Here is a 10,807-nt window from a genome sequence, read left to right on the forward strand (position 1 = left end):
CCTTTAAGCGCGCCTTCTTCGCCGCGGATACGCGTGCCGATGAAGTTGAAGCCTTGCTCGGTCAATTGCTTGCTGCGGCGCTGAGTGTCCGGGAAGTAAGCGTTGCCCCGTCAATGATGATATCGCCTTTGTCCAGATGCGGAACGAGCGACTCGATCGTCGCGTCGGTGCCTGCGCCGGCTTGAACCATGATGAGAATTTTGCGCGGAACTTCCAGGGAAGCGACGAATTCTTCGACGGAATAGGTCGGCACAAGGTTTTTGCCTTTGCCGTCGTGTTCAGAAGGTGCCGTTTTTTCGCGGGATCTGTTGTATACAGCTACGTTGAATCCGCGGCTTTCAATGTTCAGTGCGAGGTTGCGTCCCATGACCGCAAGGCCGACGACGCCAATATTAGCTTTCGACATTGTTCTCTTCATCCTTTGGTACAAAATTTTCACAATAAGCCTATTGTACTCTTTTTGACTGAGAATGAAAACCATCAATTGCTTGGACGATTCGTCCGACGCAACTTTTTTAGCCGTCGGCGACGCATACGGCGCGCTCAGGAGTCGGGTCTACAGGCTCCCGGCGTCTCTGAAACTTTGCTTTGGTATCGGATAGATATAAGGGGCGGAAAGCTTATGCTAGCTTTCTTTCTGGCATTCCAAAAAAAACCACCTCATTCGCCTCTGCGGTCTGACGGGTGAGGTAGATTAACTGTAATAGCTACAGCTAACCATCCTTTAGAGCCGTGCGCTTGAGATTGAACTGTAGAAAGTACCGTTAATTTTTTCCATTTCGGAGCATGACGCTAAAAGCATCCTGAAGAAATGTACTTTTTGCAGATAATGTAACTAGAATACCGATCTATCCTCAAAATAAAGATATGTTCTGCAGTTATACGTCGGGCTAAGCGAGGATCGTCGGTCATTCGGCGTTAGTTCGGCTCGGGGCCGGGCTAGGCGGGCTGGTCGGCGTCCTCTGGGTCGGTATCGGATGGGTTTCAAATAAAGAGGCGGAGGCCCGTAAAACGGGCCCCGCCTCTCTTTCGGTTCATCCTATGGGTTCACAGCTCCAGCAGGAGCATCTCTACGCGCATGACCTTCAGCTTTTCCTTGCTGGCCTCCGCATCTGCGGCGCGTCCCTCTTGGATCGCTTCGTGGAGCACCGCAAGCTCATAATCGATTTCAAGGCGCAAGACGCCCGCCCGCGCAGTTCGGCTCTTTTCGATTTGAATGCTTGCACCATGTCTTCCACTGTGATATGCGGCCGCTTCTGGAAAATGATTCGATGTTCCATACCCGACACCTCCACGAGACGGATAATTTCGCCGAACATGATGTTTTCGATTAGAATTTGACGATCCGGAATCGCTTCACGATAGCATGACCGCGCGAATCGCCTATCAGCTTTTCGATCCAGAGCGCCAGCTTCTCGTCCTTGACCAAATAATCGCCGACCAGCTTGTAACGGTTCAATATTCGTTGGAAACGCAGCTTGAGAAGCTTTCTTCCGGTTCTGACGGATACGGTGAACAGATGGTCGCTCTCGTTCCAATAAAGCGAGTAGCCTTGCTGGATGAGCTCGCGAAGCAAGTTTTGGATTTGACGACGGTCGAATCGTAGCTCCAGATTACAATATTCCACTTCGTAACTTCGGTTCACGGCAAGCCCTCCTCCTGCAGCGCCGCGTGGCCCGACTGAAAGACTGACGGTTTGACCGAATGTTCTGAATATTCTTGCTTGCTTTTATCTTATACTCCATCTTATGTTCTGGCAACTTGGTTTCTTGACTATTTTCGGAAAAATGAAAGCATTTCCATAAAATCGATGAAAATGCCCTCTCCAACTCGGGGCGCAAGCGGATTTTCCCGTGTTATAATGAGTCAAGCTGCTTTCGAAAATGGTTTGTAAGGAGAAGAAACGACGATGAGCGCAACCGAGTTAACAAGTTCGTTCGGGGATTCGTTCCCGCCGATTTCGAAGTATTCGATATTGACGGCTTGGAGCCCCGCATGACCGCCTTGATCGAACAAGTGCGGCCGAAGCTGCATCAGCTCGGGGATCAGCTGTCCCGTTTTTGTCCGACCTATGCGGCGAGACGGTATATCCCCATGTCGCCAAGCACGCTCGCCGGACGATCAATCCTCCGAACGATACTGGGTCGCTTATGCGCCAGCAAGCGAGGCTATAAAGCTTTGCCTCATTTTCAAATCGGATTGTGGGGCTCGCACATTTTCATTCAATTTGCCATCATTTATGAATGCGAATCCAAAGGAGCTTTCGCCGAGCGAGCGTTGGCCGAGCTTGCCTCCGTGCGGCGTTCGATTCCGGCGTCCTTCGTCTGGTCCAAGGATCATATGATCCCGGAAGGGCTCCGTCACGGAAAGCTGGCCGATGAAGAGCTCGCCGACCTGTTCTATAGACTCGGCTCGGTGAAAGCGGCGGAATTGACGTGCGGCATTCACATTCAAAAGGACGATCCGATTGTCTCGGACGAGAGTGCGTTCCTAGCGCTCGCCGAGAAGACGTTCAAGAAGCTCAAGCCGCTTTACCGGATGGCAAAAGGGTAGTCTTGCGCGTACAAAGAACCGCCCCTGCAGCAGGGGGCGGTTCTTTGGCGTGCGGATAGTATGTAAGGTACGTCGTACCACTCTTTCGGCGAATCCCGCTACTTCGCGCCGATGTGCGGTACGTCGTACCACTCTTTCGGCGAATCCCACTTCCTTGCGCCGATGTGTGGGACGACGTACCGCTCTTTCGACGAATCTCGCTTCCTTGCGCCGATGTGCGGTACGCCTTACCATTCTTTCGGCGAATCACACTTCTTCGCGCCGATGTGCGGTACGTCGTACCACTCTTTCGGAGAATCCCGCTTCCTTGCGCCGATGTGTGGGACGACGTACCGCTCTTTCGACGAATCTCGCTTCCTTGCGCCGATGTGTGGGACGACGTACCGCTCTTTCGGCGAATCCGCTACTTCGCGCCGATGTGCGGTACGTCGTACCACTCTTTCGGCGAATCCCACTTCCTCGCACCAATGTGCGGTACGACGTACCGCTCTTTCAACGTTGGCGGCCCCGGTCAGAGCTCTCTTACGCTTCGATCCAGATCGTCTTGCTTGCAGCGGGAATTCGCTTCCCTTCCGGAGGCTGCAAATCCGGGTAGCCGACGTAGACGAGACCGACCAATTCTTCTTGCGGCTGAAGGCCGAACGCGCTCTTCATCGCCGGGTGGTACATCGGATCGCCCGATCTCCATACGGCTCCAAGACCGCTCGCATGAGCGGACAACAGCAGATTTTGCACGGCGGAGTTGGCGGCGGCAAATTCTTCGGCGCGGCTCACCCGCGGAGCCTCGCTTGGCGAGCAGACGACGCGATCACGACCGGAGCGCGATTCGCTTTCGCCTCTTCTCTCTTATGCAGTTCCGCCCTCTCCTGCTCCGAAAGGTTTGGGGAATGCCCGGACGCGATTTCTGCGTACGCTCGGCCTAGCGTTTTGCGGCCTTCGCCGGTCATGACGACGAACTTCCACGGCTCCGTCTGATGATGATTAGGCGCCCAGACCGCCGCTTCGAGCATACGCTCCAACAGCTCGCGCGGAACGGGCTCATCCTTCACTTTTCCGATGCTTCTTCGAGTGCGTATCGCTTCTTCCACATTCATTGCTATTTCGTGCCTCCTCATATCCAATAGGATCATTCCACTTTACCAGAGTATCGTCTCCAGCCTCATAAGCAAGCGAAGGACCGTCCTCAAAGGTCTTTTCAGACCTTGCGGAACAGTCCTTCCTGCGAACCGCGATTAAGCGGCGATCGTTTGTTGCTTGGCTTTTGCTACGCGCTGGCGTTTGGACTTGCGGAAGAATAGCAGCTCGTAAATGCACGGGACGATAACGAGCGTCAGCAACGTAGCAACGATCAGTCCGCCGATAACGACGATCGCAAGGCTCTGCGATACGATGCTGCCCGATTCCGACGTTCCGAAGACGAGCGGAAGCATCGCGCAGACAGTGGCGATAGCGGTCATCAGAATCGGACGCATCCGCGTTCGGCCGCTTCAAGCAGCGCTTCGCGAATGGTCATCGTCTCTTCGTTCTGTCTAACCGGTCGATGAGAACGATCGCGTTCGTAACGACGATGCCGACAAGCATGACGACTCCGAAAATGGCGGTGAAGTCCGGCTTGACGTTGCCGATCAGCAGTCCCAGTACGGCTCCAATCGGTACGAACAGCAGGGAAGACAGAATGGCGAGCGGCGCTTTAAGCGTCTTGAACGTGATGACCATGATCAAGTATACGATGCCGATGGACACGAGCATCATCATGAACAAGCTCATGAAATCTTCGGACTGGTCGGCGGAAGCGCCGCCGACGTTCAATTTCACTCCGTCGGGAGTTTTTACGTCATTCATCGCTTTCTTAATATCCGCGCCTACAATGGACAGTTGGCTTGGCTCGACAGTTGCAGCCACCCTTACATAGCTTTTGCCGTCCTTGTGGAAAAATTTCGTCGGAAGCTCTTCCTTGACCACTCGGCTACGCTCGATGCCGGCTTCGGACCTGCGTCGGTCATTACCGTCAAATTCTCAAGATCCGCTTCCGATTGCGGCTTCAGCACAGGCTCGAGAATAACGCTGACAGGCTGGCCGTTCGCTTTCATCGTGCCGATCGGCACCGAATTCAGCATTCCTTGCAGCTGGCTGGCGATATCGCCGGCTTTCGCTTGCGATGCGTTTACTTTAAGAGTGTAAACCGTCTTCTTCTCTTCCTGATTGCTTTCTACTTTGGGACGTCCTTGATCGGCTTGATTTTGGCAATGACCTCATCCGCTGACTTGGTCAGCTGATCCAGATTGTCGCCGTCACGTCAACGAATACTTGCGTAGATGAGCCTCCGCCGAAAAACGAGCCGGGTCCGGCGTTCAGATCGGCGCCAGGGTAATTCGCGCGCTGCCCTTTGACCGCATCTATAATTTTGTCGGCATCGGCGCCGTCTTTCATCTGAACCGTGTAGCTCACAAAAGTCGGCGAATTGACGTTTCCGTAAGTTGCGCCGTCCGCGCTGTTCCCCATTTGCATGTCAACGTAATCCTGGCCTTCTTGCTCCATCAGAAACTTTTCGAGCTTGAGTCCGTTTTGCGCACTTCATCGACCGGCGTATCCGGCTTATAGTCGAGCGTAATACTGAGACTGCTAGCGCTGGAATTGTCGATCGCTCCCTTCGGCAAGGAGAAGTACGTTCCGACCGAGCCAAGGAGAAGCAGGAACGCAATCAGAATCGGCAGCCACTTGAAGCGAAGGTTCCATTCCAGGAACGAAGTAAAGCGCTTGGAAGGAAGGTGTTCTTTGATTTTCGAGTTTTTGAGCACACCGAGCTTAGCAGCGGAATGACGGTAAGCGCAACGATCAGCGAGGATAGCAGCGCATACGTAACCGTCAGAGCGAACGGCAGCAGGAACGCTTGAGCCTCAAAAGACTCAAAAATCGAAAAGAACACCTTCCTTCCAAGCGCTTACTTCGTTCCTGGAATGGAACCTTCGCTTCAAGTGGCTGCCGATTCTGATTGCGTTCCTGCTTCTCCTTGGCTCGGTCGGAACGTACTTCTCCTTGCCGAAGGGAGCGATCGACAATTCCAGCGCTAGCAGTCTCAGTATTACGCTCGACTATAAGCCGGATACGCCGGTCGATGAAGTGCGCGAAAACGGACTCAAGCTCGAAAAGTTTCTGATGGAGCAAGAAGGCCAGGATTACGTTGACATGCAAATGGGGAACAGCGCGGACGGCGCAACTTACGGAAACGTCAATTCGCCGACTTTGGTGAGCTACACGGTTCAGATGAAAGACGGCGCCGATGCCGACAAAATTATAGATGCGGTCAAAGGGCAGCGCGCGAATTACCCTGGCGCCGATCTGAACGCCGGACCCGGCTCGTTTTTCGGCGGAGGCTCATCTACGCAAGTATTCGTTGACGTGACGGGCGACAATCTGGATCAGCTGACCAAGTCAGCGGATGAGGTCATTGCCAAAATCAAGCCGATCAAGGACGTCCTGAAAGTAGAAAGCAATCAGGAAGAGAAGAAGACGGTTTACACTCTTAAAGTAAACGCATCGCAAGCGAAAGCCGGCGATATCGCCAGCCAGCTGCAAGGAATGCTGAATTCGGTGCCGATCGGCACGATGAAAGCGAACGGCCAGCCTGTCAGCGTTATTCTCGAGCCTGTGCTGAAGCCGCAATCGGAAGCGGATCTTGAGAATTTGACGGTAATGACCGACGCAGGTCCGAAGCCGGCATCGAGCGTAGCCGAGTGGGTCAAGGAAGAGCTTCCGACGAAATTTTTCCACAAGGACGGCAAAAGCTATGTAAGGGTGGCTGCAACTGTCGAGCCAAGCCAACTGTCCATTGTAGGCGCGGATATTAAGAAAGCGATGAATGACGTAAAAACTCCCGACGGAGTGAAATTGAACGTCGGCGGCGCTTCCGCCGACCAGTCCGAAGATTTCATGAGCTTGTTCATGATGATGCTCGTGTCCATCGGCATCGTATACTTGATCATGGTCATCACGTTCAAGACGCTTAAAGCGCCGCTCGCCATTCTGTCTTCCCTGCTGTTCGTACCGATTGGAGCCGTACTGGGACTGCTGATCGGCAACGTCAAGCCGGACTTCACCGCCATTTTCGGAGTCGTCATGCTTGTCGGCATCGTCGTTACGAACGCGATCGTTCTCATCGACCGGTTAGACAGAACGAAGAGACGATGACCATTCGCGAAGCGCTGCTTGAAGCGGCCGGAACGCGGATGCGTCCGATTCTGATGACCGCTATCGCCACTGTCTGCGCGATGCTTCCGCTCGTCTTCGGAACGTCGGAATCGGGCAGCATCGTATCGCAGAGCCTTGCGATCGTCGTTATCGGCGGACTGATCGTTGCTACGTTGCTGACGCTCGTTATCGTCCCGTGCATTTACGAGCTGCTATTCTTCCGCAAGTCCAAACGCCAGCGCGTAGCAAAAGCAAGCAACAAACGATCGCCGCTTAATCGCGGTTCGCAGGAAGGACTGTTCCGCAAGGTCTGAAAAGACTTTGAGGGACGGTCCTTCGCTTGCTTATGAGGCTGGGAGACGATACTCTGGTAAAGTGGAATGATCCTATTGGGATATGAGGAGGCACGAAATAGCAATGAATGTGGAAGAAGCGATACGCACTCGAAGAAGCATCGGAAAAGTGAAGGATGAGCCGTTCCGCGCGAGCTGTTGGAGCGTATGCTCGAAGCGGCGGTCTGGGCGCCTAATCATCATCAGACGGAGCCGTGGAAGTTTCGTCGTCATGACCGGCGAAGGCCGCAAACGCTAGGCCGAGCGTACGCAGAAATCGCGTCCGGGCATTCCCCAAACTTTCGGAGCAGGAGAGGGCGGAACTGCATAAGAGAGAAGAGGCGAAAGCGAATCGCGCTCCGGTCGTGATCGCGGTCGTCTGCTCGCCAAGCGAGGCTCCGCGGGTGAGCCGCGCCGAAGAATTTGCCGCCGCCAACTCCGCCGTGCAAAATCTGCTGTTGTCCGCTCATGCGAGCGGTCTTGGAGCCGTATGGAGATCGGGCGATCCGATGTACCACCCGGCGATGAAGAGCGCGTTCGGCCTTCAGCCGCAAGAAGAATTGGTCGGTCTCGTCTACGTCGGCTACCCGGATTTGCAGCCTCCGGAAGGGAAGCGAATTCCGCTGCAAGCAAGACGATCTGGATCGAAGCGTAAGAGAGCTCTGACCGGGGGCCGCCAACGTTGAAAGAGCGGTACGTCGTACCGCACATTGGTGCGAGGAAGTGGGATTCGCCGAAAGAGTGGTACGACGTACCGCACATCGGCGCGAAGTAGCGGGATTCGCCGAAAGAGCGGTACGTCGTCCCACACATCGGCGCAAGGAAGCGAGATTCGTCGAAAGAGCGGTACGTCGTCCCACACATCGGCGCAAGGAAGCGGGATTCTCCGAAAGAGTGGTACGACGTACCGCACATCGGCGCGAAGAAGTGTGATTCGCCGAAAGAATGGTAAGGCGTACCGCACATCGGCGCAAGGAAGCGAGATTCGTCGAAAGAGCGGTACGTCGTCCCACACATCGGCGCAAGGAAGTGGGATTCGCCGAAAGAGTGGTACGACGTACCGCACATCGGCGCGAAGTAGCGGGATTCGCCGAAAGAGTGGTACGACGTACCTTACATACTATCCGCACGCCAAAGAACCGCCCCTGCTGCAGGGGGCGGTTCTTTGTACGGCGCAAGACTACCCTTTTGCCATCCGGTAAAGCGGCTTGAGCTTCTTGAACGTCTTCTCGGCGAGCGCTAGGAACGCACTCTCGTCCGAGACAATCGGATCGTCCTTTTGAATGTGAATGCCGCACGTCAATTCCGCCGCTTTCACCGAGCCGAGTCTATAGAACAGGTCGGCGAGCTCTTCATCGGCCAGCTTTCCGTGACGGAGCCCTTCCGGGATCATATGATCCTTGGACCAGACGAAGGACGCCGGAATCGAACGCCGCACGGAGGCAAGCTCGGCCAACGCTCGCTCGGCGAAAGCTCCTTTGGATTCGCATTCATAAATGATGGCAAATTGAATGAAAATGTGCGAGCCCCACAATCCGATTTGAAAATGAGGCAAAGCTTTATAGCCTCGCTTGCTGGGCGCATAAGCGACCCAGGTATCGTTCGGAGGATTGATCGTCCGGCGAGCGTGCTTGGCGACATGGGGATATACCGTCTCGCCGCATAGGTCGGACAAAAACGGGGACAGCTGATCCCCGAGCTGATGCAGCTTCGGCCGCACTTGTTCGATCAAGGCGGTCATGCGGGGCTCCAAGCCGTCAATATCGAATACTTCGAAATCGGCGGGAACGAATCCCCGAACGAACTTGTTAACTCGGTTGCGCTCATCGTCGTTTCTTCTCCTTACAAACCATTTTCGAAAGCAGCTTGACTCATTATAACACGGGAAAATCCGCTTGCGCCCGAGTTGGAGAGGGCATTTTCATCGATTTTATGGAAATGCTTTCATTTTTCCGAAAATAGTCAAGAAACCAAGTTGCCAGAACATAAGATGGAGTATAAGATAAAAGCAAGCAAGAATATTCAGAACATTCGGTCAAACCGTCAGTCTTTCAGTCGGGCCACGCGGCGCTGCAGGAGGAGGGCTTGCCGTGAACCGAAGTTACGAAGTGGAATATTGTAATCTGGAGCTACGATTCGACCGTCGTCAAATCCAAAACTTGCTTCGCGAGCTCATCCAGCAAGGCTACTCGCTTTATTGGAACGAGAGCGACCATCTGTTCACCGTATCCGTCAGAACGGAAGAAAGCTTCTCAAGCTGCGTTTCCAACGAATATTGAACCGTTACAAGCTGGTCGGCGATTATTTGGTCAAGGACGAGAAGCTGGCGCTCTGGATCGAAAAGCTGATAGGCGATTCGCGCGGTCATGCTATCGTGAAGCGATTCCGGGATCGTCAAATTCTAATCGAAAACATCATGTTCGGCGAAATTATCCGTCTCGTGGAGGTGTCGGGTATGGAACATCGAATCATTTTCCAGAAGCGGCCGCATATCACAGTGGAAGACATGGTGCAAGCATTCAAATCGAAAAGAGCCGAACTGCGGGCGGGCGTCTTGCGCCTTGAAATCGATTATGAGCTTGCGGTGCTCCACGAAGCGATCCAAGAGGGACGCGCCGCAGATGCGGAGGCCAGCAAGGAAAAGCTGAAGGTCATGCGCGTAGAGATGCTCCTGCTGGAGCTGTGAACCCATAGGATGAACCGAAAGAGAGGCGGGGCCCGTTTTACGGGCCTCCGCCTCTTTATTTGAAACCCATCCGATACCGACCCAGAGGACGCCGACCAGCCGCCTAGCCCGGCCCCGAGCGAACTAACGCCGAATGACCGACGATCCTCGCTTAGCCCGACGTATAAACTGCAGAACATATCTTTATTTTGAGGATAGATCGGTATTCTAGTTACATTATCTGCAAAAGTACATTTCTTCAGGATGCTTTTAGCGTCATGCTCCGAAATGGAAAAAATTAACGGTACTTTCTACAGTTCAATCTCAAGCGCACGGCTCTAAAGGATGGTTAGCTGTAGCTATTACAGTTAATCTACCTCACCCGTCAGACCGCAGAGGCGAATGAGGTGGTTTTTTTTTGGAATGCCAGAAAGAAAGCTAGCATAAGCTTTCCGCCCTTATATCTATCCGATACCAAGCAAAGTTTCAGAGACGCCGGGAGCCTGTAGACCGACTCCTGAGCGCGCCGTATGCGTCGCCGGACGGCTAAAAAAGTTGCGTCGGACGAATCGTCAAGCAATTGATGGTTTTCATTCTCAGTCAAAAAGAGTACAATAGGCTTATTGTGAAATTTTGTACAAAAGGATGAAGAGAACAATGTCGAAAGCTAATATTGGCGTCGTCGGCCTTGCGGTCATGGGACGCAACCTCGCACTGAACATTGAAAGCCGCGGATTCAACGTAGCTGTATACAACAGATCCCGCGAAAAAACGGACGACCCTTCTGAACCGGACGGCAAAGGCAAAAACCTTGTGCCGACCTATTCCGTCGAAGAATTCGTCGCTTCCTGGAAGTTCCGCGCAAAATTCTCATCATGGTTCAAGCCGGCGCAGGCACCGACGCGACGATCGAGTCGCTCGTTCCGCATCTGGACAAAGGCGATATCATCATTGACGGGGGCAACGCTTACTTCCCGACACTCAGCGCCGCAGCAAGCAATTGACCGAGCAAGGCTTCAACTTCATCGGACGGGCGTATCCGGCGGCGAAGAAGGCGCGCTTAAAGGGC

Annotated in this window: 8 protein-coding genes and 7 pseudogenes; 6 read left to right on the top strand and 9 right to left on the bottom strand. The window is 53.8% G+C overall.

Going from position 1 to position 10,807, the window contains the following annotated elements; all coding sequences use genetic code 11:
- Both D3H35_RS01250 and D3H35_RS01255 read right to left on the bottom strand, forming a co-directional pair.
- Positions 1-406: pseudogene (locus tag D3H35_RS01250) on the bottom strand (NAD(P)-binding domain-containing protein); the annotation flags it as partial.
- A gap of 641 nt (positions 407-1,047) precedes the next feature.
- Positions 1,048-1,645 (bottom strand): annotated as a pseudogene (locus D3H35_RS01255) (hypothetical protein).
- 200 nt (positions 1,646-1,845) lie between these two features.
- On the opposite strand from D3H35_RS01255, the pseudogene D3H35_RS01260 reads away from it, so the two are divergent.
- Positions 1,846-2,553, top strand: a pseudogene (locus D3H35_RS01260) (YktB family protein).
- A gap of 522 nt (positions 2,554-3,075) precedes the next feature.
- Here the strand turns inward: D3H35_RS01260 and D3H35_RS34535 are convergent.
- The 6 genes and pseudogenes from D3H35_RS34535 to D3H35_RS01295 all read right to left on the bottom strand — a co-directional run bounded on the left by D3H35_RS34535 (position 3,076) and on the right by D3H35_RS01295 (position 5,351).
- Positions 3,076-3,647 (bottom strand): annotated as a pseudogene (locus D3H35_RS34535) (nitroreductase family protein).
- A 138-nt stretch (positions 3,648-3,785) separates the two neighbouring features.
- Positions 3,786-4,025 (bottom strand): efflux RND transporter permease subunit, encoded by a 240-nt coding sequence (locus D3H35_RS33350; protein WP_119147419.1) that lies wholly within the window; start codon positions 4,023-4,025, stop codon positions 3,786-3,788.
- 37 nt (positions 4,026-4,062) lie between these two features.
- Entirely contained in the window at positions 4,063-4,515 is a 453-nt protein-coding gene (locus D3H35_RS33355) for an efflux RND transporter permease subunit (protein ID WP_158593890.1), read from the bottom strand.
- On the bottom strand, positions 4,458-4,670 hold the full coding sequence (locus tag D3H35_RS30215; protein ID WP_147355697.1) for a hypothetical protein: 213 nt from the start codon (positions 4,668-4,670) through the stop codon (positions 4,458-4,460). The genes D3H35_RS33355 and D3H35_RS30215 overlap by 58 nt, the downstream gene beginning before the upstream one ends.
- A 151-nt stretch (positions 4,671-4,821) precedes the next feature.
- Positions 4,822-5,061, bottom strand: coding sequence for a hypothetical protein (locus tag D3H35_RS01290; protein ID WP_147355698.1), 240 nt, complete (start codon positions 5,059-5,061; stop codon positions 4,822-4,824).
- Positions 5,062-5,090: 29 nt separating this feature from the next.
- A complete protein-coding gene (locus D3H35_RS01295) occupies positions 5,091-5,351 on the bottom strand; it encodes a hypothetical protein (RefSeq protein ID WP_119147423.1) in 261 nt (86 codons plus the stop codon).
- Positions 5,352-5,553: 202 nt separating this feature from the next.
- Between D3H35_RS01295 and D3H35_RS01300 the strand changes: the two are divergent.
- The 3 genes and pseudogenes from D3H35_RS01300 to D3H35_RS33950 all read left to right on the top strand — a co-directional run bounded on the left by D3H35_RS01300 (position 5,554) and on the right by D3H35_RS33950 (position 7,759).
- Positions 5,554-7,055 (top strand): annotated as a pseudogene (locus D3H35_RS01300) (efflux RND transporter permease subunit).
- A gap of 186 nt (positions 7,056-7,241) precedes the next feature.
- Positions 7,242-7,442: a nitroreductase family protein gene (locus tag D3H35_RS33945; RefSeq protein ID WP_325049983.1), complete on the top strand. Its 201-nt coding sequence runs from the start codon at positions 7,242-7,244 to the stop codon at positions 7,440-7,442.
- Positions 7,439-7,759, top strand: a complete 321-nt coding sequence (locus D3H35_RS33950; protein ID WP_325049984.1) for a nitroreductase family protein — start codon at positions 7,439-7,441, stop codon at positions 7,757-7,759. The genes D3H35_RS33945 and D3H35_RS33950 overlap by 4 nt, the downstream gene beginning before the upstream one ends.
- Before the next feature lie 494 nt (positions 7,760-8,253).
- Here the strand turns inward: D3H35_RS33950 and D3H35_RS01315 are convergent.
- Positions 8,254-8,868 (bottom strand): annotated as a pseudogene (locus tag D3H35_RS01315) (YktB family protein); the annotation flags it as partial.
- Positions 8,869-9,163: 295 nt separating this feature from the next.
- Here D3H35_RS01315 and D3H35_RS01320 point away from each other — a divergent pair.
- A pseudogene (locus D3H35_RS01320) lies at positions 9,164-9,759 on the top strand (hypothetical protein).
- Positions 9,760-10,395: 636 nt separating this feature from the next.
- Positions 10,396-10,807: NAD(P)-binding domain-containing protein (locus D3H35_RS01325; RefSeq protein ID WP_459178241.1), on the top strand; the 412-nt coding region annotated here is incomplete at its 3' end.

The sequence above is a fragment of the Cohnella faecalis genome (assembly GCF_003570905.1).
GTDB lineage: Bacteria > Bacillota > Bacilli > Paenibacillales > Paenibacillaceae > Cohnella > Cohnella faecalis.

Coding starts and splice junctions, on each gene's coding strand:
- D3H35_RS01290 (WP_147355698.1), bottom strand. CDS start 5,061: ATGCAAATGGGGAACAGCGCGGACGGCGCAACTTACGGAAACGTCAAT.
- D3H35_RS33350 (WP_119147419.1), bottom strand. CDS start 4,025: ATGCGTCCGATTCTGATGACCGCTATCGCCACTGTCTGCGCGATGCTT.
- D3H35_RS33945 (WP_325049983.1), top strand. CDS start 7,242: ATGCTCGAAGCGGCGGTCTGGGCGCCTAATCATCATCAGACGGAGCCG.
- D3H35_RS30215 (WP_147355697.1), bottom strand. CDS start 4,670: ATGCTGAATTCGGTGCCGATCGGCACGATGAAAGCGAACGGCCAGCCT.